Raw genomic sequence first — 24,823 nt, 5'->3', positions numbered from 1 at the left:
CATCGCTACCGCCTTGCCGCGCCCTTACTCCCCGATCTGCTTCGTTGAGCACTCGTAGAGCCTTTCACCACTCCTCGCGTCCACGCCCTCAAGGCTCACATCATAGCCCCACAGGCGGCGCACATGGCGCAGCGTGGCGTTGCGGGCGGATTCGTCGAGCACGACACCCTGCTTTACCCCATGTTGAAGCTTGAGGTGGCGGTCGCCCAGAAGATCGACATCGACGACCTGAACGTCCGGCTGGATGATGCCGATATCGTAGCTGCGGGCGAGTGCCGAGCGGATTGCTTCGTAGCCGCGCTCATTATGGATCGAAGCGACCTCACAATAGGGCTCGCCCGCATCGTCGGTCAGTTGGAATAGCCGGAAGTGGCGTATCAGAGCCGGGCTCAGATATTGCAGAATAAAGGATTCGTCCCGGTGGTTCGCCCAGGCATCCAGCAGAGTCTCGCGCCAGTTGCCGCTGCCGGCGATGTCGGGGAACCAGTCGCGGTCCTCCGATGTCGGCTCGGTGCATATCCTCTCGATGTCCTTCATCATGGCGAAGCCCAGCGCGTAAGGATTGATGCCGGAGAAACGCGGATCGTCGAAGGAGGGCTGGAAGATCACGTTCGAGTGGCTCTGCAGGATCTCCAGCATCGCGCCTTCGCTGATCTTGTCGTCGTCGTAGAGCCGGTTCATGATGGTGTGGTGGACGAAGGTGGCGCAGCCCTCGTTCATCACCTTGGTCTGCCGCTGCGGATAGAAATATTGGGCGATCACCCGCACGATGCGCAGGAGCTCACGCTGCCAGGGCTCCAGGATCAGGCTGGTCTTCTCCAGGAAATACAGCAGGTTTTCCTCCGGCAGGTGGAGCGCCCGCTTGCGCTCCCGCGCCTCTCGCTCCCGCTCGTCCTCCCTGCCGTCGTCTTTCTTCTTCGGCAGCGTGCGCCACAGGTCGCTGTAGGTCTGCTCCTCGTATTCCAGCCGCTCGCGCGCCCGCTCTCGCTCCTTCTCCGAGGAAAGACGCGGCGCGCGGCGATAGCGGAAGACGCCTTGGTCCATGAGTGCATGGGCCGAATCGAGGATTCTCTCCACCGCCGCCGTCCCGTGCCGCTCCTCGCATCGGGCGATGTATTTCTTGGCGAAGTCCATGTAGCTGAGGATGCTTGCCGCCTCTGTCCAGCGCCGGAACATGTAGTTGTTCTTGAAGAAGTGATTGTGGCCGAAGGCTGCATGCGCGATCACCAGGGCCTGCATGGCCATGGTGTTTTCCTCCATCAGGTACGAGATGCAGGGGTTGGAATTGATGACCAGCTCATAAGCAAGCCCCCGGTGCCCTTTGCGGTAAAGGTGCTCCTCAAAGACGAAGCGCTTGCCGAAGGACCAGTGCTGGTACATCAGCGGCATGCCGATGGAGGAATAGGCATCCAGCATCTGCTCCCACGAGATGATTTCCAGCTGGTTCGGGTAGATGTCGAGCTTCAGGTCGCCGAGCGCGATCTCGCTGATCGCGGCATAGACATCGGAAAGCTTCTCGAAGTTCCAGTCCGAGCTCCGAAACAGCAGATCTGACGTGGATTCGCTCTTTTTCATCGCGGCCGCCGTCAGCTAAGGGGCTGCTTGGCGAAAAGCTTGCGGAAGACTGGATAGATATCCGCCGGCCGGGCAATCCTGGTCATCTGGAAATTCGGCCAGTCCGCACCGACGGTCCGGTAGGCGCGCCACAGCGACGTTCCATTGTCAGTCGCCCCGAAAATCTCCGTCTCGCGCTCATCGATGATCTCGATATAGGCATAGTACTGGCACAGCCGCATTACCTCCTCATGAAGAAGCGAGGCACAGCGCTCTGAATCGCCGGCGATGTTGTCGCCGTCGGAGGCCTGGGCGGCATAGATGTTCCACTCCTTCGACGGATAGCGCTTGCGGATGATGCTGAGCATCTCTTCGAGCGCGGTGGAAACCACCGTGCCGCCGCTCTGCGTCGAATAGAAGAAAGTCTCCTCATCCACCTCGCGCGCTTCATGCGTGTGGCGGATGAAGACGATGTCGATGCGCTCGTAGCGCCGCTTGAGAAAAAGGTGCAGGAGCACGAAGAAGCGTTTTGCCAGGTCCTTCTCACGCTCCCCCATGGAGCTGGAGACGTCCATGAGGCAGAACATCACGGCGCTGGTGTTGGGTAGCGGCTGCGGCTCGAAGCGGTTGAAGCGGATGTCGACGGGGTCGACATAGGCAATCACCCGCCGCCGGCGCTCCAGTTTCTCCAATTCCTGGCGCAGCGCCTCCAGGCGCCGGCGCCTCTCGGCGGTGGCCGGCTTCGCCTCTAACGCGGTGATCTCTTCGGCCAGCGCCTCCACCTCCTCGCGCTTGGGCCGGCTGAGTGCGATGCGCCGGCCGTAGCTGTTGCGCATGGTGCGCCCGACGTTGATGTTGGTGGGCGAGCCGGTGGTGGCAAAGCCGGCGCGGCGCGGCTTGTATGCGATGGCTTCCCTGAGGCTCAGCTTCACCATGTCGGGAAGCTCCAGGTCCTCAAAGAACAGGTCCAGCACTTCCTCCCGCGACAGAACGAACCGGAAGTCGTCCTCGGCATCGCCCGTGCCCGCGCGGGAGCCGCCTTGGCCGCCACCCGAACCCTGCTTCGGAATACGATCACCCGGGGCAAATTCCTTGTTCCCGGGCAATACGTACTCCCTCTTCCCGCTGCCCCTGGCGCTCTGGAACGAGGGCTCGCTGGTGCCATCCTCGGGCATCGGCACGAAGTGTTTCGCGTCGACGTCGGCGATCTTGCCGGCCTTCACCTGCTCCTTGATCGTCCGCTTCAGTTCTTCCCGCGCACGCTTCAGGAAGCGTCGCCGGTTGCCGAGGCTCTTGTCCTTCGGGTTGAGGCGGCGGTCGATGAAATTCGGCATGGGTGGTCCCGTGGGTCCCGCTTCCTCAGCCTGCCTTGTTCACGCGCATGTACCAGTCGACCAGCCGCCGCACCTGACGTTCGGTATAGCCTCGCTCGACCATGCGCTCGACGAAATCCGCATGCTGCTTTTCTGTTTGGCTGTCCTTCTTCGAGCCGAAGCTGATGACCGGCAAAAGGTCCTCGACCTGTCCGAACATACGCTTCTCGATCACCTCGCGCAGCTTCTCGTAGCTGGTCCAGGACGGATTACGGCCATGGTTCTTGGCGCGCGTCCGAAGCGTGAACTTCACCACCTCGTTGCGGAAGTCCTTCGGATTAGCGATACCCGCCGGCTTCTCGATCTGCGACAGCTCGCTGTCGAGGATCTCCCGGTTCAGGATCTGCCCCGTGTCCGGGTCCTTGAAGTCCTGATCCTCCAGCCACGCGTCCGCATAGGCGATGTAGCGGTCGAACAGGTTCTGGCCGTACTCGCTGTAGGATTCCAGATACGCCTTCTGGATTTCGTGGCCGATAAACTCGGCATAGCGCGTGGCGAGCTCCGACTTAATGAAGTCGAGATATGCCGTCTCCGCTTCTTTCGGAAACTGCTCGCGCCGGATCGCCTGCTCCGTGATATACATGAGGTGCACAGGGTCTGCGGCGACCTCCTTTGTGTCGTAATTGAAGGTCTCCGACAGAACCTTGAATGCGAACCGCGTGCTTACCCCGGTCATACCCTCGTCGACACCAGCGGCGTCACGGTATTCCTGCACGGATTTGGCCTTGGGGTCGATGTCCTTCAGGTTCTCGCCGTCATAGACCCGCATCTTGGTGTAAAGCGGTGAGTTCTCGTGCTCGGCGAGCCGCGTGGAGACAGTGAAGCGGCTGAGAATCTCCAGCACCTCCGGCGCACAGGGATTGCTCGCCAACTCGCTCTCGCGCAGGAGCTTCTCGTAAATCTGCTTCTCTTCCGTCACCCGCAGACAGTACGGCACCTTGACCACCAGAATGCGGTCGAGGAAGGCCTCATTGTTCTTGTTGTTCTTGAACTGCAGCCACTCCGACTCGTTGGAGTGTGCGACAACGATGCCCTGATATGGGAAGGCGCCGAAGTTCTCGGTGCCGTTGTAGTTGCCCTCCTGGGTCGCTGTCAAAAGCGGGTGCAGCACCTTGATCGGCGCCTTGAACATCTCGACGAACTCGAGCAGCCCCTGCGTCGTGCGGTTGAGGCCGCCGCTGTAGGAATAGGCGTCGGGATCGGCCTGGCTGTAATTCTCGAGCTGGCGGATATCCACCTTGCCGACCAGCGCCGAGACGTCCTGGTTGTTCTCGTCGCCCGGCTCTGTCTTGGCGATGCCGATCTGGCGCAGGCGGGAAGGCGTCAGCTTGACGACGGAGAACTTGGAGATGTCCCCGCCGACCTCGTCCAGCCTCTTCGTCGCCCAAGGCGAAATCAGGCCGGTGAGCCGCCGCCGCGCGATGCCGTACTTATCCTCGAGAAGGTCGGCCATGCGCTCGGGATGGAAGAGCCCCAGCGGAGATTCGAAGACGGGGCTGACCTGACCGTTGACCATCAGCGTATAGATCGGCTGCTGCTCCATCAGCTTCTTCAGCCGCTCCGCCAGTGAGGACTTGCCCCCGCCGACGGGACCCAGCAGGTAGAGGATCTGCTTGCGCTCCTCCAGCCCTTGGGCGGCATAGCGGAAATAGCCGACGATCCGCTCGATCGTATCTTCCATGCCATAGAAGTCGGCGAAGGAAGGATAAATCTTGATGGTGCGGTTGGCGAAGATGCGGCCGAGCCGCTCGTCCGCGCTGGTGTCAATGAGGGTCGGCTCCCCGATGGCCTCCACCATGCGCTCCGGTGCGGTGGCATACATGGAGGGTTCGTCGCGACAGGCAAGGAGATACTCCTGTAGGCTCATCTCCTCGCGCGTTGCGCTGGTGTAGATCTCGGAAAAGAGATCAAAGACTTCTGATTCGCTCCTTTGCATCGTTCTCTCTCGTGACAGGGCGGTTAGAGGTCCGGGACACTACCTGTCGGCTCCTGCATTGGTCGGAACGATTTCTCGCCTTCAAAGGTTCCTCGCAGGAACTACGCGACTCAACCAATATTGAAGCGTACCGCAGACCGTTTTATGGCGATAGGTGCGTTCTCCACCCTCGCCCACTCTTATTATATCTAAGCACGCTTTCGTGCTTTTGCAGACCTAACCATCCCCCGCAGCAATTGTTCGGTAGATTCTTGCCTAGCGGCATACGCCTTTCGGCCGAAGCTGGACGAGTGATCGTCAGTGTGTTCGCTTGAACACCGCCATCTGAGAAGGCCCACCGAGACGCGGAAGCCCCGGAGGCACATCCGTATATCTGACGGCATAGCCGTTCCGCTGTCCAACGCGGTCCGCCCAGGCCCGAAACCGTTCACGATCCCATTCGAAGCGATGGTCGGGATGGCGGAACCTTTGCGGCGGGACGCCGAGAAAGGGATTATACGCGCTATTCGGCGTCGTCACGATCACGATTGAGGGAGCCAGAGTTTCGAACACCGCCAGCTCCACACCGAGAAGGCGGTGCGGGTCGATATGTTCGATCACCTCTAACAGAACGGCGGCATCGAAACCCTTGAGCCGCTCGGCGGGCTCCGTCAGCGACGCCTGAACGATTTCGATATCCTTCCCAGTGCCGGCTTCCGCCACACGTCGCCGCGCTACAGCGACCGCCTCCCCCGAAACGTCGATACCCACGATGCGGCGAACCCGCGGCAGCGCCGTCAGCGCCAGGACCAGATCTCCGTCGCCGCAGCCGAGATCGAGCACACTCTTTACGTCCGCCCTGTCGAGTTCGGCGACGACGGTATTGATGCGGCGGCGATGAAGCGCACTCGTCATGTCACGGCAGCCCTCATCCGCGGCGATCTGCAAGGGAGTGCGTCCATCCGCCCGGCCTCCCCGTCCCGGTACGTTCCCGCAATTCGCTCATGAACCGCTCCGCATTTCTTGTCCGCCAACGATTGTGGAGAATGGCCTGCCCCCGCGCAAGGCAGGCCGAAAGAGGAGGCAAGTGAGAAGCAGGGACCCCCGGACTTCTTGACTCACCGCCTGCCCCGGCCATCGCACTGCGATTGCCGGGGCGGTTCTGGCGTTTCTCACTGGCGCATCTCGATCCGAGTTTCTATCTCGAGGCGGTACCGACGCGGCCGGACCTTCCACAGGTCGGCAATGGTGCGGCGCAGTTTCCGGGCCCGATGACCGGCCAGCTTGCGGTCGGCGGCAGCGTCGATATAGGCCAGCCGGAGCACCGACTCCTCGACCTCCAGAAGGCTGATGAGGCGGGGCAGCTGCACCAGCCATTCCGGCCTGAGGTCGGCCAGGCCGGGCTCGAAGGCAGCGTCGTTGAGGTCAAGTCGCACCACCCGGCCGACGGCGGCGGCGAAGTTGACGCGCGATGCCTTGCCCGCTGTCAGCCGCACCGTCCGCGGATTCTCGCTGACGATGCGGTAGCCCGTCGGCAGCGTGCGCGGGTCGAGCTTCATAATGAAGGTCGAGCCAATGCGGCCGTCGGGCAGGTCGGCGCAGGCGACATTGAAGCGGCCATGCTGGTCTGTGGTGATCAGAAGGCCATCGACCGTAGCCACCCGCACATCCGCCAATCCAGGCTCGCCTTCGTCCTGGTAGCCGTTGCGGTTGATGTCGTCGAACACCTTGCCGATGACGTCGCCGCAATCGAAGATAGGCTCGATGACCACCTCCACCTCGGCCGTGGCGACATTGGAGACCGCCGTCATCACTTCGTCTCCCAGCACGATCTGCGCCCGATTGACGAATTTTCCGGGCTTGACGGCGCCGCATTCACCACATCCTCCGCACTCAATCTGTAGCTCCCGTTTTCATCTACGAGATCGACCTTGCTCGCCGTCCGGGTGTCCAAATCGACCTTGTAGAGGGCGTCTCAGACTAGCCGGACTTGACATAGTAAAATCCGTCCTCGCCGATCTCGCCCGCCGCGTAGCCAAAGTTGGGTTCGGGGGTGGATTGGATCCGGTTCCCAAGCTGTCATCCACCGTCCCGTCTTTGCCAACCTGCACCAAATCGGTGGTGGCGTTTTTATTGCATAGATATAATTGCCATCGGGGTTGAAAGCCCGCGTTGTGATAATGTTGGCTGTGGATTTCCCGCTAGATCTTCAAATTTAAATGGATTTTCCGACGTATCGACCCGCTGGGCGTTTGTGGGGCTTTCCTGCATAAGATACATTGTCCCGTCGCAACCATCGAACGGCGGAGGCGTGTTTTGCGCCTGCGCCACCCTGCGTGGCCGCCCAGAAGCAGGGCGACTGCGACAAAGAGGGAGGCGGTTGCGGTTCGTGCGGATTTGCGCTTGTGCAAGCGGTGGCGCTTTCCATCCATTGCCGGACAAGGAGTGCTTGTTGCGATTTCGTATATCCCTGTAATCATTCGTTTGCAGCTCCACCCGCTATGGGCGCGCTTCGCGCATGCGGCCAACGCTCCATGCATAGGGCAGACTGGAAACTGGTGCCGCAGCGCATAAGCGCGAGAATCAGCGGCAGGATAGACACCGCCGACACGTTTACGTCAGTTTAAGCTGTATGTTTGCCGTAAGCAGCCGTGCAGGAAACGACGTGCAAACGAGAGAACCGTCATAGTGGCGAAGGCGCGCGATATTTCGCGGCGGCTACCTTTCGTCAAAGACTGGACTGCGGAAATGGTTGATAGGCAGCGGGGAGAGGATGATTCGATCCGTACCGCTCCCGTACAAAAACGCTCCCCCGTCCCCACACGGATGCCCTCAACCCCTCACCCCGCTCCCACCGCCCCTGGCAAGCATCGGAGGCCTGGCCAGTCCATTGGCAATTCCCTCGCCGCGTGCGAAATCTCCAGCCGTATTCATTCAAGCCATGAGCTTACCCATGATGCACAACGATGCCGACGGTCAGGGCCTATGGGCCGAGACCGCCCCGCCCGCGCCCGAAACAGCCCCCCTCTCCGGCCCGCTTACCGCCGACGTCGCCATCGTCGGTGGCGGTTTCACCGGCCTTTCAGCCGCCCTCCATCTGGCCGAAGCCGGGGCGAAGGCGGTGGTCCTGGAGGGGGCGGAGATCGGCCATGGCGGCTCGGGCCGCAATGTCGGCCTCGTCAATGCTGGGATGTGGGTGATGCCGGAGGACCTGCCGCGCACGCTCGGAGACGTCTACGGCGAACGGCTCCTCACCCTCCTGGGCGGTGCCCCGCGCCTCGTCTTCGACCGCATCGAGAAACACGCCATCGCCTGCGAGCCGGAGTGGAGAGGCACGCTGCATTGCGCAGTAGGCAAAGGCGGCCTCCGCCAGCTGGTGGAACGCGCCCGGCAGTGGCAGGCGCACGGCGCGCCCGTCCGCCTGCTCGACGCGGGCGAGACCGCCGCCAAGACTGGCTCCAACGCCTATGCCGGAGCCCTGCTCGACGAGCGGGCGGGCACCCTCCAGCCCCTTGCCTACGCCCGCGGCCTGGCGGGCGCGGCGATCGCTGCTGGCGCACAGATTTTCACACGTTCGCCGGCCATGACGGTCGAACGCGACGGCGCGCGCTGGCGTGTCACGACACCTTCGGGCAGTGTTATGGCCGACTGGGTCGTCGCGGCCACCAACGCTTACACTCAACACCTGTGGCCCGAGTTGCGTGCCGAGATCGTCCACCTGCCCTATTTCAATTTCGCCACCGAGCCCCTCGACGAGGCGCTGCGAAAACACATCCTGCCCGAGGGCCAGGGCGCCTGGGACACCAACAAGGTGCTGACCTCTTTCCGGATGGAACGCCAGGGCCGGCTCGTCTGCGGCAGCGTCGGCGCGCTTCGCGGCACCGGGCGCCAGGTGCATGCCGCCTGGGCACGCCGCACCCTGCGCCGGCTTTTCCCCGCGCTGGAAGACGTCTCCTTCAGCCACGCCTGGTACGGCATGATCGGCATGACGAACGACCACCTGCCGAAATTCCACCGCCTGGCGCCTAATATCGTCGGCTTCAGCGGCTACAATGGCCGCGGCATCGCCCCCGGCACGGTTTTCGGCCAGGTCCTGGCGCAGCACATCCTCGGCGCCCTTCCCGAGGCCGACCTGCCTCTACCCGTCACTCCGCCCCGCCCGCGGCCGCTGCGTGCCCTGCAGGAAGCCGGGCTCGAATGGGGTGCGCAGGCCGTTCACCTCATGCGGATGATGACATGAGCAATTCCAGGAGAGTGAAAACCGGTTTTCCGTCCGGAATTGCAAAGGGTTGGATCCGATCTAGACGCAGCTCGGCAGCGTCCTGCGAATGCGGGATTTGGCGAGCGCGGCTTCCAGGAAGGCGGAATTATCCTCTGGATCGTCCGAAGGCCGATCGAACGCCACATAGCTGACCTCAACTGACGCCTGCAGCGCACTCAGCGACAGGGTAAAATAGACGGTCGCTCCCTCCGGCCGCAATTCCAGGTCGAGCGCGATGCGCGGCGCATCTGTCCAGGTGACATGCGCCTCACAGCCATGGCCGAGCCGGAGCGTGCCCGGCATGAAGTAGAGCTCGGCCGCCGATTCCACGATGTCGGCGATGCTCGCCATGCTCTCCAGGCGGATGAAGGCCACATAGTCGGCCAATTCGATGAGCCGCAGCTCGTTGGCGACGTCCTGGATGGCGTTTGCCACGACGATCTCGCGGGCGGCGGAATGCGGCTGCCGGTTCATCTCATGTCGCCCTTCTCTCCCTCTGCCAGCCTGTAGACACGGCGCACAAGCTCGGCCACCGCCTTGTAGAACTCAGGCGGGATCATGCTATCCACCGAAACTTGTTTGTACATGGAGCGGGCGAGTGCCGGCTCCTCGAAGACAGGAATGTCGTGCTCACGCGCGATCTCGCGGATCCTTAGCGCGATGAGATCCTGCCCCTTGGCGACGACCACGGGCGCGGCGTCCTTGTCGCGCTGGTAGCGCATGGCGATTGCATAGTGCGTCGGGTTGGCAATCACCAGCGTGGCACGCGGCACTGCCGCCATCATGCGCTGCCGTGCCCGGTCGCGCGCCAGCGAGCGCTGCCTGGCCCGGACGATCGGATCGCCCTCAGTCTGCTTCTGCTCGTCCTTCACCTCCTGGCGCGTCATGCGCAGGTCCTGCCGCCAGTTGAAGCGCGACCAGACGATGTCCGCCACCGCGATCAGCGCCATGACCAGCGTCACGGCAACGAGGATATCGACGGCGATGTCGCGGATGGTAACCGTGAAGGCAAACGGGTGGGTGACCATGCCGGAGAGCAGCCGCGCATCTGCCGCCCGCAGCATGAAGGCGACGAAGGTGCCGGCAACCAGGAGCTTGCCCAAGGACTTAGCGAACTCGACCAGCCCGCGCGGGCCGAAGAGGCGCGACCAGCCTTTGGCCAGCGAGATGCGCGAGGCTTTCGGCTGGATGCGGTCGAGCACGAAACGCGGCATGTTCTGCAGCACTGAAGCCGCGATCCCGGCCGAGACCAGGAGCAGCATAACCGTGCTGATAACCTTGGCGGTCTCCAAGAAGACGATGCGATAAAGGGCGATCGCGTCCGATTGCGTCTCGAGCGACCAGTCGTCCGCCCGCTCGATGAAGATGGAAAGGAACTGGCCGAGATCTACGGCGCTGTCGCGGGCGAAAAACAGGACGAAGACGAGGATGGCGAGAGACGAGGCGAAGACCGGCGCCTCCTTCGAGAACGGCAACTGCCCTTTCTCGACCGAGTCGCGGACCTTCTTCTCCGTGGCCTCTTCTGTCTTGCTTTCCTTATCCGGCCCTTCAGCCATTGACGCCCCGGCCCGCTACGCCGCCTTCTGTGCCGACGGCAGCGCGAACAGGCCCTGCTGGGAAAGCTCCACAGCGGTGGCAGCGATGCGCCGCCGCGCCCGGATAATCTCCTCGGCCGGGATACCGTCCGCCGGCATGGCAAGCTCGGCCTCGATCATGCGGCGTGAACGGGCGCCGAGCGCTGAAAGAACTGCCTCTGCCAGATCCTTCGGCGCGTTGCGCAGCGCGAGCGTGACGAGATCTGTAGCCAGACCGTCCAACAGCGCCACACGCGCCTTCTGCGGCAGGTGCACCACCTCCTCGAAGGTGAAGAGCCGCCCGCGGATCGCCGCGACGTCCTCGGAGCCTGCCTCCTCCAGGTCACCGATGACCTCGTCGATCTGCTCCTTATCCATCTCGTTGAGCACGCTTGCCACCCGCGCCTGGCCGGCGGAGGTATCCTTGCCGTTGGCCTCAGTGCGTAGGATTTCGGCAATGCGCTTTTCGATAACGGTACGTGCGGCAGGCGGAACCTGCCCCATGGAAGCCATGCGCCGCATCACCTCGCCGCGCTGCGCCTTGCCAAGAACGAGCACCACCTTCGAGGCGGCCTGCGGCGACATATGGGCGAGGATGACGGCCACGGTCTGCGGATGCTCACGCGCCAGAACTTGCGCCAGGCGGTCTGCATCGAGCTTTTCTATTTCGCCCCATACCTCCTCCATGCTGGCGGGCGGCGGCTCGCTACGCCCCATCAGCACGCTGACCTCCTCCGGCGTCAGCGAGTCCGTAAGGATCCTGTCCATGCTGTCGGCAGAATCGAGCAGGCCCGCCCCCTCGGTGAACTCGCTCTCGAATTCCTGCACCACCTTTTCCAGTTCAGCCTGCGGTATGGTGCGCAGGCGCCGCGCGGCCTCGACGAGCGCCTTCAACTCCTCCTGCTTGAAGAACTTCAGGAGCCGCCCCGCCGAAGGTTTACCCATGGCGACGAGGATGGCCGCCGCTTTCTGTGCCTGCGTGAGCTTCACGGGCAACCCCATCGGCTGCCTCCGAGCCTATCCGGAGAAGATGAAACAGAAGCCATCATTTACCCGCCGAGCCGCCGATTTCGGTCAGGCGCACGCCGAAACGGCTCGGATCGTGCTCCAGAAGGGTAATCTCGCCGCGCGCGATGCGCCGGCCGTTGACGATGATGTCCACCGGTTCGCCGATGCGCCGGTCAAGCGAGACCGTGGAGCCCTTCTGCAAGGCCATCAGTTCGGAGACCGGCATCTCCGCGCTGCCAAGCACGATCTGCACCTCGACGGGGATGTTCATGACGAAGCCGGCATGGCCGCCGGCACCGGGTGCGGCCTCGTCATGCAGCACGTCGCGCAACTCCTCGATCGCCTTGTTGAGCTGTTCGTCGTCGCTCTCGTCGGTCGCCGGATCGCTCTTTCCCATCGGTCTCTCCTGATTAGCCGGCCAGCAGCCCGTCCAGGACGTCCCGCCTGGCGTCGAACGGCTGCTTCACCCTTACCGTGTAATGCTGCCCCAGCTTGCCGAACTCGCAGATGAAGATCGTGCGGCCGCGCACCGAAAGCCGGGTCTCGGCCTGCGCGTTCTCACGCAGTTCGAGCACCTGGCCCTCCTTGAGCCCGGCCAGCGCCTTGAGCGGCATCTTCATGAGCGGGATAGTCGCCGTCAGCTCGACATTGGAGCGCAGCACTTCACCGTTGAAATGCTGCTGCCACGCGGCCGCCTGCGCCCGTTCCTCGGCCGTATCCGGGTGGGCGGCCGCGCTCCTCTCCAGAAGCACCCGCTGTGGCATCCAAGCCGTCAGACGCCCCACCTCGTCGCCGGCGCCGAGGGAGAAGGTGATGCGCACGCCAGGTCCATCGCGAACGACGAAGCGCTTGAAGTCGCTCGTCCCGGAAAGCGGCTGCGGCACCGGCAGGCGCAGGCCCAGCGCCCGCGGCCCGTCACCGTTGAGAGCCTGGGCGAAGACCTCGAAGACCATCGCCGCCACGTCGAGCTCTATCTTCGACGGCACCCTCTCGAGCGGCGGCGGCGGAATGTCCGGATCGCCGCCGAACAGGGTGCTGACGAGCAGCGAAAGCGCTTGTGGGTCGAGCCGCATGGTCAGCGCATCGCGCGAGGTCGCCGCAGGAACGACCACCATGGCGTCAAGCGAATCCTTCTCTGGCTTCAGTTCGGCCATACGGGCGACGTCGACGCTCATAACGTCGACCGCCATCGGCGTGGGAAACCTGTCGCTGAAGGTATCGGCCACGATGGGCAACGCCCGCAAGGCCATCGCACGCGCCGCCTCGACCACGTGGCGCGGGTCTCCAGTCTCGCCGACCAGCCGCTCGACGACGAGCTTGCGCATCAGCTCCGGATTTTCGACCTGCGCCTTCACTTCGCTCACGCTGCCTTCTTCTCCGCATCGCCCGGCGCACCCGGCGCCAGCGTGTTCTGCTCGACCGCATCGATGGACGGACGGTCATAGGCGGAGATGGTCTTGCGCCCGAACTCCAGCGCCACCTGCGGCAGCGAACCGTTCATGTAGGCAAGCAATGTCTGTTTGACGATGACGTAGAGGCGGTTGTTCTTCTCGCGCACGATCTTGATCTTGGAGGCGATGGGGCCCACCACCGCGTAGGACAGGAAGATGCCGAGGAAGGTGCCGACAAGCGCCGCTCCCACCAGCGCGCCGAGGATCTCCGGCGATTGGTCGAGCGCGCCCATGGCCTTGATGACGCCGAGCACCGCCGCGACGATACCGAGCGCCGGCAGGCCATCCGCCACCGCTGTCAGGGCGTGATAAGGCTTCAGTTTGTCGCGCTTGATGGTCTGGATCTCCTCGTCCATCAGCGCCTCGATCTCAAAGGGTCGCGCATTGCCGATGATGATGATGCGGCAGTAGTCGCAGATGAAGTTCATCAGATCCCGGTTCTTCAGCACCGTGGGGAAGGCCTGGAAGATTGCCGACTCGTCCGGGTTGTCGATGTGCGCTTCCACCTCGCTGCGCGATTTGGCGCGCAATTCGCGCATCAGGCTGTGGAGCACGCCGAGCGTCTCCAGATATTCCGTCTGCTTCGGCACGGCGTGCCTGAAAGCTTCGAGGCAGGCCTTGCCCGTGTCCTTCACCGTCGACATCGGAGTGGCGACGAGGAAGGTGCCGAGCGCTGCACCGCCGATGATGACCAGCTCCCATGGCTGCATGAGCACGCCCAGATGGCCGCCCATGGCCATGAACCCGCCGATCACGCAGCCAAAGGTGACAACCAGTCCGATGAGAATGCCCACGTCACGACCTTCGTATGAAGAACAACTTCCCCGAAGTAGCCGCCGTGGCTTGCGTGAGGCTTGAAAGGGCGACAGGCCGAAGAAAGCTTCGCACAAGGCAGGCTCGCTAGCTTCATTCCACGGAATTGCGGGAGCCGGGCGTGATCAACACCTACACGAGCTATCAGCTGATAACGCGCGACATGGCCCAGTCCATCAGCCGCATCGAAGCGCAGCCGATCGTGAGCCGCGAGACCGAGTATTACCGCGCCAATATCGAGAACGTGAAGTCGATCGAGGAGTTCGTCGCCGACGACCGCCTCTTCCGCTACGCGATGAAGGCGCATGGGCTGGACGACATGGCCTACGCCAAGGCCCTGATGGTCAAGGCGCTGGAAGAGGGCATCGACGACAAGGACAGCTTCGCCAACAAGCTCACCGACAAGCGCTACAAAGACTTCGTGAAAACCTTTAACTTCGCCCGATACGGCGCGGAAACAACGAGCTTTTACAGTCCCACAACCGGCACGGTCGACAAATATTTGCGCCAATCGCTCGAGGAAGATGCCGGCAAGCAGAACGAAGGCGTGCGCCTGGCCCTCTATTTCGAGCGCAAGGCCGGCAGCTTGAAGTCCTTCTACGAGGTGCTGGCCGACCCCGCCATGTCGCAGGTCGTGCGCACCGCGCTCGGCTTTCCCGATCAGCTTGCCCAGGCCGACATCGACAAGCAGGTCGAGATGTTCAAGGCCCGGATCGACCTCGCGGATTTTCAGGACCCCGAGAAGCTCGACAATTTCCTTAAGCGCTTCACCGCACTCTGGGAGGTCGAAAACCCGAGCAACAACGCGCAAAGCTCCATCGCCGCGCTTTTCACCCAGCCCGCCGAATTCGGCATCTCGACCGATGTTCTCCTGACCATTGCCCAAATGAGGAAATAGACCGTGCAGACCGGACTCTACGTCGCCCTGTCTTCTCAGATGGCGCTGGAGCGGCGGCTGACGACGCTTGCCGACAATGTCGCCAACGCAGGCACCGTCGGCTTCCGCGCCGGCGGCATCACCTTCGACGATGTGATGAGCGGGCTCACCGACAAATCAGTAAGCTTCGTCTCCGCCGGCGACGATTTTTACGACACGCAGGCCGGCGGCCTTCAGGAGACCGGCAACCCTTTCGACTTTGCCGTGCAGGGCAACGCCTGGTTCGCCGTCGAGACTCCGGCCGGACCGATGATGACGCGCGACGGCCGCTTCACGATGCTCGAGACGGGTGAGCTGGTCACGCTGGAAGGCCACGCCGTGCTCGACGCGGGCGGCGCACCACTGGTGCTCGACCCGCAGGCCGGCCCGCCTGAGGCCGGGGCCGACGGCACGCTGCGCCAGAACGGCCAGCTTCTCGGCGCCATCGGCCTCTTCGCCTTCACGCCCGGCCCCAACGCCCAGCGCTACGGCAATTCCGGCTTCCTGCCGGGCATGCAACCGCAGCCGGTGGTCGACCAGCCGGATGTCGGCGTGGCGCAAGGCTTCCTTGAAGATTCCAACGTCAACGCCGTCCAGGAGATGATGCGCCTCATCCAGGTGCAGCGCGCCTTCGAGCAGGTCACCGCCCTGATGCGCGACAGTGACACCTCGATGAAGGACGCCATCAAGACGATGGGCTCCTGATGGACCGCACCGAGCAGGCGGAGGAAAACGCCCTCACGGCGCTGGAATGCGCGTATCTGCGCTTCCGCGACCCGCGCCACATCGTCAAGCAAGGCGGCCGCATCTCCGAGGTCACCCCCATGCACTACCGCGTGCGCGGCCTGTCGCGGGCGGCGCGCCTGGGCGATGTTGTCTCCTACCGCAGCCATGGCGCTGAGCATCGCGGCGAGGTGGTGCGCATTTCCGCCGAGGACGTGCTGGTGGCGCCTTTCGCGCGAAACTCCGAGGCAAGCCTCGGCCAGCCCGTCTTCACCGCCGGCCCGCTCGACGTCGTCCCGCATGAAAGCTGGCGCGGCCGTGTCATCGATGCGCTGGGAAGCCCGGTGGACGATGGCCCGCCCCTCATCCGCCCACCCGCCGGGGCTCCCGCCGACAAGCCGCGCACACCGCCGGCACTGCGCCGCCAGCGCGTCGCCATGCCGTTCCTCACCGGCGTGCGCGTCATCGACCTGTTCACCCCACTCTGCCACGGCCAGCGCATGGGGGTCTTCGCTGGCTCCGGCGTCGGCAAGTCAACCTTGCTCGCCATGCTGGCACGGGCCGAGGCCTTCGACACGGTGGTGGTTGCGATGATCGGCGAGCGCGGCCGCGAGGTCCGCGAATTCCTCGAAGACACCATCGGCGAAGCCGGCATGAAGAAGACCGTCGCCGTGGTCGCCACCAGCGATGAAAGCGCCATGATGCGCCGCCGCGCCGCCGACACCGCCATGCGGGTCGCCGAAAGCTTCCGCGACTGCGGCGAAAAGGTCCTGCTCATCCTCGATTCCATCACCCGCTACGCGCACGCCGCGCGCGAGGTGGCCACCGGCGCCGGCGAACCGCCGGTCGCACGCGGCTATCCCGCCTCCGTCTTCACGGACCTGCCGAAGCTTCTCGAACGCGCAGGCCCCGGCGAGAGCGGACACGGCTCCATCACCGCCATCCTCTCCGTCCTCGTCGACGGCGACGATCATAACGACCCGGTGGCCGACTCTGTGCGTGGCATCCTCGACGGTCACATCGTCCTCGACCGCGCCATCGCCGAACAGGGTCGATACCCGCCCGTCAATCCGCTGGCCTCCATCTCGCGGCTGGCCGACCGCGCCTGGAGCGACGACAAGCGCCTCCTGATCCAGCGCCTCAAGGCCATGATCGCCCGTTTCGAGGAAACCCGCGACATCCGGCTTCTCGGCGGCTTCCAGGCCGGCCTCGATGCGGAACTGGACCTTGCCGTGCGCCAGGTGCCGGTCATCTACGACGTGCTGCGGCAAAGCCCAAAAGACCCACCGGTGGCCGACCCCTTCGCCGAACTCGCCACGCAACTGAAGGCCAGGGAGGCACCCCGTGACAGATAAGCTCGCCGGCCTCGTCCTGCCCGACGCAACGCCGGTGGAAGACCTGGCGGAGCAGGCGACCAAGAACAAGCGAAAGATCCGCTTCGGTCGGCGCAAACCCCCGCGCACCGGCGGCGGCGACTGGTTGACCATCGGCTGCGGCATCGGGCTGGCAGTCGTCTGCGCGCTGTTTCCCTGGTACATCTTCTTTAATCAGGAGGCATTCGGCATAAGACCGCTGCAGTTCTCCGGGCAACCGGGCGGCTTCGGCGCGGACAGCCTTGCTGCGCGGTCCGAGCTCGTGGGCGAGCGCATCCCCCTGGCCGCCGATAGTTTCCCGCAGCTCGACTTCATCCCTACCGGCACAGTGCCCAGCACCCCGCCCTTTGATGAAGACGACCTGCCGGAACAGCCTTTCCCCGGCGACCGCCGCAGCTTCCGCCTGGTCGACGCGGGCAACGGCCGGGCGATGATCGAAGACGATGATGGCTTCTGGATCGTCGAGCGCGGCTCACCCCTGCCCGATGGCAGCCGTGTCGCGAACATATTGCGGCGCGACAATACCTGGATCCTCGTCACTTCCGAGGACGCCGAGATTGCGGTGTCGCGCTAGCTTTCCAGGCAATCGCGATCACGACACCCCCACCTTCAATCCCTCCCCACAAGGAAGGGATTCACGGTGGCTCATCTCACGCAAGGCCCACGCAAGACTGGCGACATAGCCTCCGACACGAATCCCGTTGGAGTCGCCATGCAACCCGTCAACCTGTTCGATCTGGCCACGCAGCAGGCGCGCTGGCTCTCGGTGCGCCAGGCGGCGGTGGCCGGCAACATCGCCAACATCAACACGCCCGGCTACAAGACCATCGACGTCGAGCCCTTCGAGAACGTGCTCACCAACAGCCGCGTCGCCATGCAGGCAACCCACGCCGTGCACCAGAAGACCGGCGCGACCGCGGCCTCCTTCGCCCTCAACGAGCAGGAGGACCCGAAGCTCCTGCCGTCGGAAAACAGCGTCGTCTTGGAGGAGGAGCTGGTCAAGTCCGGTGAAATCCGCCGCGCCTTTGAGCTCAACACGGCCATCGTCAAGGCCTTCCACCGCATGATGACGATGACGACGAGGAGCTAGAGGATGGTCGACGCCCTTTCCACCGCCCTGAAAGTCGGCGGCTCCGGCCTCACTGCGCAGTCGGAGCGCATGCGCATCGTCTCGGAAAACCTCGCCAACGCCCAGTCCACCAGCGACCTCCCCGGCGGCGATCCCTACCGGCGCAAGACCGTCAGCTTCTCCGCCGAGCTCGACCGCGCCACCGGCGGCAGCATCGTGGAGGTCTCGGCGATCGCCCGCGACCCGACGGCCTTTCCCGTCGAGTTCCAGCCAGGGCACGAGGCCGCCGATGAGTTCGGCTACGTCAAGATGCCGAACGTGAACATGCTGGTCGAGATGGCCGACATGCGCGAGGCGAACCGTGGCTACGAGGCCAACCTGCAGACCATCAAGCAGGCGCGCGAGATGATTTCCATGACCATCGACTTGTTGCGGAGCAATTCATGATCACCGGCATCGGCAACATCGCCCCGCTTTCGGGCACACAATCGATCTTCCCCGAGGCGAAGACCGCCGAGGCCGCCACCGGCGACGCCTTCTCGGCAATGGTCACCGAGCTTGCCACCAACACGGTCGCACGGCTCGAAAACGCCGAGGGCCTGTCGTTCAAGGCGCTCGAGGGCGAGGCCGAGACGCGGGCCGTGGTCGACGCGGTGATGAGTGCCGAGCAGTCGCTGCAGGCAGCCATCGCCATCCGCGACAAGATCGTCACCGCCTATCTCGACATCAGCCGCATGGCGATCTGAGGAGCACGCCCATGAAAGCCCTTTCCATCGCCGCGACCGGCATGAACGCCCAGCAAACCAACCTGGAAGTCATCGCCAACAACATCGCTAACATCAACACCACCGGCTTCAAGCGCGCCCGCGCTGAGTTCTCCGATCTGCTCTACCAGGTGGAGCGACTTCAGGGCGTGCCGGAGCGGGCGAACCAGAACATCGTGCCGGAAGGGGCCAATATCGGCCTCGGCGTGAAGACGGCGGCCGTGCGCAACGTGCACATCCAGGGTTCGCTCAACAACACCGGCAACAAGCTCGACGTGGCGCTGGTCGGCAAGGGCTGGTTCGAGATCGGCGGAGCCGATGGCGAGCCGCTCTATACCCGCGCCGGCGCCTTCAACACCAACGCCAACGGCGAACTCGTCACCGTCGACGGCTTCCCCGTCATGCCGGCCATCGTCGTGCCGGAAGAGGCGGTCGACGTCATCATCAACAAGTCCGGCCAGGTCTTCGCCCGCATCGACGGCCAGAACGAGCTTCAGGAACTCGGTCAGCTCACGCTGGCCACCTTCTCCAACGAAGCCGGCCTAGCCCCCATCGGCAACAACCTCTTCCGCGAGACCGAGGCCTCCGGCCCCGCCAATGTCGGCGTGCCGGGCGATCCCGGCTTCGCCACCGTCGAGCAGGGCTATCTGGAAGATTCCAACGTCGACCCGGTGAAGGAGATCACCGACCTGATCTCCGCCCAGCGCGCCTACGAGATGAACTCCAAAGTCATCCGCGCGGCCGACGAGATGGCCGCCACCGTGACCCAGTCGATGCGGTAGGGCGATGCGCGGCGGCTTCCTTCAACGGCGTGTCTGGCTGGCGGGGCTCATTGCAGCCCTGCCGCTCCTTTCCGCACCCGCTGCCTCCCAGGAGACGGTGGTTGTCCCCGTCCGGGTGATCTATCCCGGCGAGACAGTCTCCGCCGACATGCTGGACGAAGTGCTGCTGCGCCGCCCGCAGCGAGGCATGGCAACCATCGCTCGCCTGCCCGAGGACCTCGACGGCAAGGTGGCGCGGCGCACGCTTCTGCCGGGCCGGCTGGTGCCGATCTCTTCCGTACGCGAACCTTATCTGGTGGAGCAGGGCGCGGCCGTGACGGTGGTCTTCACCGAAGGCGCGCTGACGATTTCCCTGCTGGCCGTACCCCTGCAATCAGGTGCTGCCGGAGACCTCATCAAGCTGCGCAATATGGACAGCGGCGCCGTCATCACCGGCATCGTTATGGGTGACGGCACGGTCAGGGTCGGCGCGTCATGATGTTGCGCGGCCTCATTCTCGCGCTTGGCCTCGTGGCCGCCGCCTTCCCCGCGGCGGCCTCTTCGCGCATCAAGGACGTGGCCGAGCTTCAAGCCTCGCGCGACAACCAGCTCGTCGGCTACGGCCTCGTGATCGGCCTCAACGGCAGCGGCGACAGCCTGCGCAATGCGCCCTTCACCGAACAGTCCATCCGCGCCATGCTGCAGAACCTGGGCATCGCCACGGAAGGCGGCCGGGCGCGGGCGAAGAATGTGGCCGCCGTCATCGTCACCGCCAACCTGCCGCCCTTCGTGCAGTCGGGCGCGCGCATCGATGCCACGGTCTCCTCGCTGGGCGATGCCACGTCGCTGGCTGGCGGCACGCTGGTTATGACCCCGCTGCGCGCCGCCGATGGGGAGATCTACGCTGTAGCACAGGGTCCGGTGGTCGTCTCCGGCTTCAGCGCCGAGGGCCAGGCCGAGACGCTGACCCAGGGCGTGCCGACAGCTGGCCGCGTGCCCAACGGCGCCATCATCGAGCGCCACGTCGCCGCCTCCTTCGATGAAATGCTGATGCTCACGCTGCAGCTCCGCAACCCGGATTTTTCTACCGCCGTGCGCATCACCGACACCATCAACGCCTATACCGAGCGGCGCTTCGGCGCCCGCCTCGCCGCCGAGCAGGATTCGCGGACGGTGGTGATCCGCAAGCCGAAGGGTGTTTCCGCTGCCCGCTTCTATGCGGAGCTGGAAAACCTCATGGTGGAGGCCGATGCCCCAGCGCGCGTCGTCGTCGACGAACGCACGGGCACCGTCGTCATAGGCAATGACGTGCGCATCTCCCGTGTCGGCATCAGCCACGGTGCGCTGACCGTGCGGGTGACCGAGATGCCCCGCGTCGTCCAGCCCGAGCCCTTCTCACGCGGCGAGACGGAGATCGAGCCCTTCACCGTCATAGAAGCCGACCAGCCCGACGCCAATGTGGCCGTGCTCGACGGGCCCGACCTGCAGACCCTCGTTTCCGGCCTCAACCGGCTCGGTGTGAAGCCGGACGGCATCATCGCCATCCTGCAAGGAATCAAATCCGCCGGCGCGCTGCAGGCCGAGCTTGTGCTGCAATAGGAGCGTGCGATGAAGAGAACTGCAATACCGACAATTCGGATAAAGCTGCCGCTGGCCGCCCTCGCCGCAGTCGTTCTCCTTTCCGTTCCCGGCGCCCGCGCCGCCGATACCACAGGCATCACCCAGGACGAGGTGGAGCGCTTCTGTACCAACATCGCCGATGCCGCGCGCGACCGGCGCTACGCGCTGCAGGCGCAGGAGCTGGATAACCTGCGCGGAGAAGTCGACGCGCGCATCGCCGCTCTCGAGGAGAAGCGCACCGAATACGAAGCCTGGCTCGCCCGCCGCGACGCCTTCCTGGCGAAGGCGGAGGGAAACCTCGTCCAGATCTACTCCAACATGCGGCCCGACGCCGCCGCCGAGCGCCTGGCCGAGGTGCGGGCGGAGCTTGCCGCCGCCATCCTGATGAAGCTTGAGCCACGCATGGCGGGCGTCATCCTTAACGAGATGAACAGCAAGAAAGCCGCCACCCTGACCACCATCATGGCGAGCGCGGCCCGCCCAGAGGACCCGTCATGAGAAAGACCGGGGGCATTTCGCTCCTCGCCGCCGCCCTGGCGCTCGGCGGCTGCGCCTCGACCGAGGAGCTGGGCAGGCCGCCGACCCTCTCGCCCGTCGGCGCCGGTGCGGAGCCGACCATGCTGCCTGCATATCACTACGCCGGTAAGCAGGACCGGCCGATCACCCGCTATTCCCTGTGGAGCGACCGCCAGAGCCGCCTGTTCACCGACCCGCGCGCCCTCGAGGTGGGCGATATCCTGACCGTCGAGATCGTCATCAACGACAAGGCGCGCTTCAAGAACGAGTCAGCGCGCTCACGCCAGGTAAGCCGCAGCCTCGGCCTCGCCGGCTCCTTCGGCACCGGCGGCGCCAGCGGCGCGGCCGAAGCCGAAGGCGAGATCGGCTCCGGCACGTCGACCACCGGCACTGGCGCCACCGAACGCTCGGAGGACATCAAGCTGGTAGTGGCGGCGATCGTGACGGAGAAGCTGCCGAACGGAAACCTGCGCATCTCCGGCACCCAGGAAGTGCGCGTCAATGCCGAGCTTCGGGTGCTCACCATCGCCGGCATCGCGCGCCCTGCCGACATCGGCCCCAATAACACCATCTCCTACGAGCGTATTGCCGAAGCACGCATCTCCTACGGCGGCCGCGGCCGGCTCACCGAGGTGCAGCAGCCCCCTTACGGGCAGCAGATCCTCGACACCGTGTTGCCGTTCTAGGGAGCGAGGAACATGGCGCTGGTCCCCCAGGAAGAACAGAAGAAAGGTCCCTCGCCCCTCGTGCAGGTGGCTGCGCTTCTGACCGTCACCGCGCTGGCCGTCGGCATGGGATGGTACACCGGGGGGTATCTCGAAGGCCATCAGACGCCGGTCTCCGAGCCCGGCACCATCAAGGATCAAGGCCACGCCAAGGGGGTGGAAGAGCAGCCGGACGGGGAGAGCCAGCTTGCGCCAAGCGTCACCGCCCTTGACCCCATCACCACCAATCTCGCCGACCCGACAGAGGTGTGGGTGCGCATGGAACTGGCTATCGCGTTCGACGGTGAGCCGGACCAGGAACTTGCCCACACGATCCACCAGGACTTGCTTGCCTATATGCGCACGGTCAAGCTGCGGCAGATCGAAAGCGCCAGTGGCTTTCAGTACCTCAAGGCGGACCTGCGCGAGCGCGCCCGCATCCGCAGCGAGGGCCGCGTCAGCGACGTTCTCGTCATAACCTTCCTCTACGAATGAAGCGCCTCAGCCTCGCCATAGCGATCCTCATCGCCGCCGCGACTCCCGCCGCCGCGCAGACGTTCGACTTCGGTGCGCTTGCCAGCGAGGCGAACGGCACGACCGTCGGCTACATCATCCAGCTCTTTGGCCTTCTGACGGTGCTGTCCATCGCCCCGGGCCTGCTCATCATGGTGACGAGCTTCACCCGCTTCGTCATCGCCTTCTCCATCCTGCGCGCCGGCATGGGCCTGCCGACAACCCCGGCCAACCTTATCCTCATCAGCCTCGCGCTCTTCATGACCTTCTACGTCATGGCGCCGACCTTCGACCGTGCATGGAACGATGGCATGCGCCCGCTGATGGACAACGAGATTTCCGAGGAAGTGGCGGTGACGCGCATCGCCGAGCCCTTCCGCGCCTTCATGGCCGCCAATGTGCGGGAAACGGACTACAACCTCTTCGCCGATCTGGCGGCCGATCGCAGTGGTGTGGAGGTCTCGCTCGAGACGGCCGATCTCCGCGTGCTTATCCCCGCCTTCATGATCTCCGAGATCCGCCGCGGGTTCGAGATCGGCTTCCTTGTGGTGCTGCCCTTTCTAGTCATCGATCTGATCGTCGCCACCATCACCATGTCCATGGGCATGATGATGCTGCCGCCGACCGTCGTCTCCCTGCCCTTCAAGATCCTGTTCTTCGTGCTTATCGACGGCTGGAATCTGCTTGTCGGCAGCCTCGTGCGCTCGTTCGCATAGATAGTCTCACGAAAAGTTTCACCTGATTACGATTTGGTAGGAAGTTCCCGCCATAAAGGGCGCCGAACGCATGGCGGGCTGATCTCGAACAAGAGCTCACGGGCATGATGCCGTCCCGCCATACCGGATCGCCCGGTATGTCCCTCAAAAATCTCCATTTCGAATCAAAGGGGCACTTTCTATGTCCAGTCTTCTGACCAATGCGTCCGCAATGACGGCGCTGCAGACCCTGACCAACATCAACAAGGACCTCGCCACCACGCAGAACCGCATTTCCACCGGTCTGCGCGTGAACGAGGCTTCCGACAACGCCGCCTACTGGTCGATCGCCACCACGATGCGTTCGGACAACAAGGCCAACTCGGTTGTCCAGGACGCCCTCGGCCTCGCCGCTGGCAAGATCGACACCGCCTACACGGCGATGGACTCGGCCAAGGATGTGGTCGACCAGATCAAGGAAAAGGTCCTGCTCGCCAAGACGTCGAGCACCGAGGATCGCACCAAGATCCAGAGCGAGATCACGGCCCTGCAGGCGCAGCTCACCGAGACCGCCGCAGCAAGCTATGCCGGTTCCAGCCTTCTGACGACCGACTCCACGGCCGCGGCGACCGAGTTCAGTGTCATCTCCTCCTACAGCCGTGACTCTACCGGCGCTGTCACGACCGGTGAGATCTCGGTGACGCTGAGCGACATCCGGTTGGTTGATAGCGGCGCTGACACCGGCATCCTCGACACGGAGTTCACCACCACCGGAGCGGGCGCCGCCACGGCGTCGGTCCTGACGCTTGACATCACTGCGGCAGGGCTTGACGACACCGACTTCAACGACATGCTGACCGGCATTGAGACCGCTCTGTCCAGCGTCTCCACCGGCGCCGCCTCGCTCGGTGCCGCCAAGTCGCGCATCGACCTGCAGACGAGCTTCACCTCGGCCCTGATGGACGCCATCGACCGCGGCGTCGGCCAGCTCGTCGATGCCGACATGAACGAGGAATCGACCCGCCTCGCCGCCCTGCAGACTCAGCAGCAGCTCGGCATCCAGGCGCTGTCGATCGCCAACTCCAACGCTCAGAGCATCCTGTCGCTGTTCCGCTAGTCCAGGGAACACACCACCAAGCAGGAAGCTGGGGCCGCCTCGTGCGGCCCCATTTCATTTTCGCACAAGCTTCGATGACTAGTCTCGCTCCTGGTTCATTGCT

The 24,823-nt window shown here is 64.2% G+C and carries 27 protein-coding genes; 16 read left to right on the top strand and 11 right to left on the bottom strand.

Features of this window, described 5'->3' with window-relative positions; all coding sequences use genetic code 11:
• Nucleotides 1-24: 24 nt before the first annotated feature.
• From N5A92_RS21490 to N5A92_RS21470, 5 genes are all read right to left on the bottom strand, one after another.
• Nucleotides 25-1,575, bottom strand: a complete 1,551-nt coding sequence (locus tag N5A92_RS21490; RefSeq protein ID WP_260906179.1) for a SpoVR family protein — start codon at nt 1,573-1,575, stop codon at nt 25-27.
• A gap of 11 nt (nt 1,576-1,586) precedes the next feature.
• Nucleotides 1,587-2,888, bottom strand: coding sequence for a YeaH/YhbH family protein (locus N5A92_RS21485; RefSeq protein WP_260906178.1), 1,302 nt, complete (start codon nt 2,886-2,888; stop codon nt 1,587-1,589).
• 25 nt (nt 2,889-2,913) lie between these two features.
• Nucleotides 2,914-4,863 (bottom strand): PrkA family serine protein kinase, encoded by a 1,950-nt coding sequence (locus N5A92_RS21480; protein ID WP_260906177.1) that lies wholly within the window; start codon nt 4,861-4,863, stop codon nt 2,914-2,916.
• 297 nt (nt 4,864-5,160) lie between these two features.
• Nucleotides 5,161-5,790, bottom strand: a complete 630-nt coding sequence (locus N5A92_RS21475) for a methyltransferase domain-containing protein (protein ID WP_260906176.1) — start codon at nt 5,788-5,790, stop codon at nt 5,161-5,163.
• 224 nt (nt 5,791-6,014) lie between these two features.
• Nucleotides 6,015-6,653, bottom strand: a complete 639-nt coding sequence (locus tag N5A92_RS21470; RefSeq protein WP_260906175.1) for a hypothetical protein — start codon at nt 6,651-6,653, stop codon at nt 6,015-6,017.
• Between the two features lie 1,145 nt (nt 6,654-7,798).
• Here N5A92_RS21470 and N5A92_RS21465 point away from each other — a divergent pair.
• A complete protein-coding gene (locus tag N5A92_RS21465) occupies nt 7,799-9,082 on the top strand; it encodes an NAD(P)/FAD-dependent oxidoreductase (protein ID WP_260906341.1) in 1,284 nt (427 codons plus the stop codon).
• Nucleotides 9,083-9,142: 60 nt separating this feature from the next.
• Here the strand turns inward: N5A92_RS21465 and N5A92_RS21460 are convergent, their stop codons facing one another.
• Genes N5A92_RS21460 through motA form a run of 6 tightly spaced genes read right to left on the bottom strand, consistent with a single transcriptional unit; the run spans nt 9,143 to nt 13,930 of the window.
• Nucleotides 9,143-9,577, bottom strand: coding sequence for a hypothetical protein (locus tag N5A92_RS21460; RefSeq protein ID WP_260906174.1), 435 nt, complete (start codon nt 9,575-9,577; stop codon nt 9,143-9,145).
• Entirely contained in the window at nt 9,574-10,659 is a 1,086-nt protein-coding gene (gene flhB, locus N5A92_RS21455; RefSeq protein WP_260906173.1) for a flagellar biosynthesis protein FlhB, read from the bottom strand. Before flhB ends, N5A92_RS21460 begins: the two co-directional genes overlap by 4 nt.
• Nucleotides 10,660-10,674: 15 nt before the next feature.
• A complete protein-coding gene (locus N5A92_RS21450; protein WP_260906172.1) occupies nt 10,675-11,679 on the bottom strand; it encodes a flagellar motor switch protein FliG in 1,005 nt (334 codons plus the stop codon).
• A gap of 43 nt (nt 11,680-11,722) precedes the next feature.
• Nucleotides 11,723-12,082, bottom strand: a complete 360-nt coding sequence (gene fliN / locus N5A92_RS21445; protein ID WP_260906170.1) for a flagellar motor switch protein FliN — start codon at nt 12,080-12,082, stop codon at nt 11,723-11,725.
• Nucleotides 12,083-12,095: 13 nt separating this feature from the next.
• Nucleotides 12,096-13,049, bottom strand: a complete 954-nt coding sequence (locus N5A92_RS21440; protein ID WP_260906168.1) for a FliM/FliN family flagellar motor switch protein — start codon at nt 13,047-13,049, stop codon at nt 12,096-12,098.
• Nucleotides 13,046-13,930, bottom strand: coding sequence for a flagellar motor stator protein MotA (gene motA / locus N5A92_RS21435; RefSeq protein ID WP_260906166.1), 885 nt, complete (start codon nt 13,928-13,930; stop codon nt 13,046-13,048). Before motA ends, N5A92_RS21440 begins: the two co-directional genes overlap by 4 nt.
• Before the next feature lie 140 nt (nt 13,931-14,070).
• On the opposite strand from motA, the gene N5A92_RS21430 reads away from it, so the two are divergent.
• The 15 genes from N5A92_RS21430 to N5A92_RS21360 all read left to right on the top strand — a co-directional run bounded on the left by N5A92_RS21430 (nt 14,071) and on the right by N5A92_RS21360 (nt 24,720).
• A complete protein-coding gene (locus tag N5A92_RS21430) occupies nt 14,071-14,847 on the top strand; it encodes a DUF1217 domain-containing protein (protein WP_260906164.1) in 777 nt (258 codons plus the stop codon).
• A 3-nt stretch (nt 14,848-14,850) separates the two neighbouring features.
• A complete protein-coding gene (gene flgF / locus N5A92_RS21425; protein WP_260906163.1) occupies nt 14,851-15,570 on the top strand; it encodes a flagellar basal-body rod protein FlgF in 720 nt (239 codons plus the stop codon).
• Nucleotides 15,570-16,943: a flagellar protein export ATPase FliI gene (gene fliI, locus N5A92_RS21420; protein WP_260906161.1), complete on the top strand. Its 1,374-nt coding sequence runs from the start codon at nt 15,570-15,572 to the stop codon at nt 16,941-16,943. Before flgF ends, fliI begins: the two co-directional genes overlap by 1 nt.
• Nucleotides 16,933-17,535 (top strand): hypothetical protein, encoded by a 603-nt coding sequence (locus tag N5A92_RS21415; protein WP_260906159.1) that lies wholly within the window; start codon nt 16,933-16,935, stop codon nt 17,533-17,535. Before fliI ends, N5A92_RS21415 begins: the two co-directional genes overlap by 11 nt.
• 138 nt (nt 17,536-17,673) lie before the next feature.
• Nucleotides 17,674-18,051 (top strand): flagellar basal body rod protein FlgB, encoded by a 378-nt coding sequence (gene flgB, locus N5A92_RS21410; protein ID WP_260906158.1) that lies wholly within the window; start codon nt 17,674-17,676, stop codon nt 18,049-18,051.
• Nucleotides 18,052-18,054: 3 nt separating this feature from the next.
• On the top strand, nt 18,055-18,477 hold the full coding sequence (gene flgC, locus N5A92_RS21405) for a flagellar basal body rod protein FlgC (RefSeq protein ID WP_260906156.1): 423 nt from the start codon (nt 18,055-18,057) through the stop codon (nt 18,475-18,477).
• Nucleotides 18,474-18,776, top strand: a complete 303-nt coding sequence (gene fliE, locus N5A92_RS21400) for a flagellar hook-basal body complex protein FliE (protein ID WP_260906154.1) — start codon at nt 18,474-18,476, stop codon at nt 18,774-18,776. Before flgC ends, fliE begins: the two co-directional genes overlap by 4 nt.
• Before the next feature lie 11 nt (nt 18,777-18,787).
• Entirely contained in the window at nt 18,788-19,576 is a 789-nt protein-coding gene (gene flgG, locus N5A92_RS21395; RefSeq protein WP_260906152.1) for a flagellar basal-body rod protein FlgG, read from the top strand.
• 4 nt (nt 19,577-19,580) lie between these two features.
• A complete protein-coding gene (gene flgA, locus N5A92_RS21390) occupies nt 19,581-20,054 on the top strand; it encodes a flagellar basal body P-ring formation chaperone FlgA (protein WP_260906151.1) in 474 nt (157 codons plus the stop codon).
• Complete coding sequence (locus N5A92_RS21385) at nt 20,054-21,154, top strand: flagellar basal body P-ring protein FlgI (protein ID WP_260906340.1); 1,101 nt, start codon at nt 20,054-20,056, stop codon at nt 21,152-21,154. The genes flgA and N5A92_RS21385 overlap by 1 nt, the downstream gene beginning before the upstream one ends.
• A gap of 9 nt (nt 21,155-21,163) precedes the next feature.
• A complete protein-coding gene (locus N5A92_RS21380) occupies nt 21,164-21,673 on the top strand; it encodes a MotE family protein (RefSeq protein WP_260906149.1) in 510 nt (169 codons plus the stop codon).
• Nucleotides 21,670-22,377, top strand: a complete 708-nt coding sequence (flgH, locus tag N5A92_RS21375; RefSeq protein WP_260906148.1) for a flagellar basal body L-ring protein FlgH — start codon at nt 21,670-21,672, stop codon at nt 22,375-22,377. The genes N5A92_RS21380 and flgH overlap by 4 nt, the downstream gene beginning before the upstream one ends.
• 12 nt (nt 22,378-22,389) lie before the next feature.
• Nucleotides 22,390-22,890: a flagellar basal body-associated FliL family protein gene (locus N5A92_RS21370; RefSeq protein ID WP_260906146.1), complete on the top strand. Its 501-nt coding sequence runs from the start codon at nt 22,390-22,392 to the stop codon at nt 22,888-22,890.
• Nucleotides 22,887-23,624, top strand: coding sequence for a flagellar type III secretion system pore protein FliP (gene fliP, locus N5A92_RS21365; protein WP_260906144.1), 738 nt, complete (start codon nt 22,887-22,889; stop codon nt 23,622-23,624). Before N5A92_RS21370 ends, fliP begins: the two co-directional genes overlap by 4 nt.
• 181 nt (nt 23,625-23,805) lie before the next feature.
• A complete protein-coding gene (locus N5A92_RS21360) occupies nt 23,806-24,720 on the top strand; it encodes a flagellin N-terminal helical domain-containing protein (protein ID WP_260906142.1) in 915 nt (304 codons plus the stop codon).
• Nucleotides 24,721-24,823: the final 103 nt, after the last annotated feature.

This window comes from Chelativorans salis (genome assembly GCF_025336525.1).
GTDB classification, from domain to species: Bacteria; Pseudomonadota; Alphaproteobacteria; order Rhizobiales; family Rhizobiaceae; genus Chelativorans; species Chelativorans salis.
The sequence above is the reverse complement of the archived record's forward strand: the minus strand, read 5'-3'. Positions and strand labels throughout refer to the sequence as shown.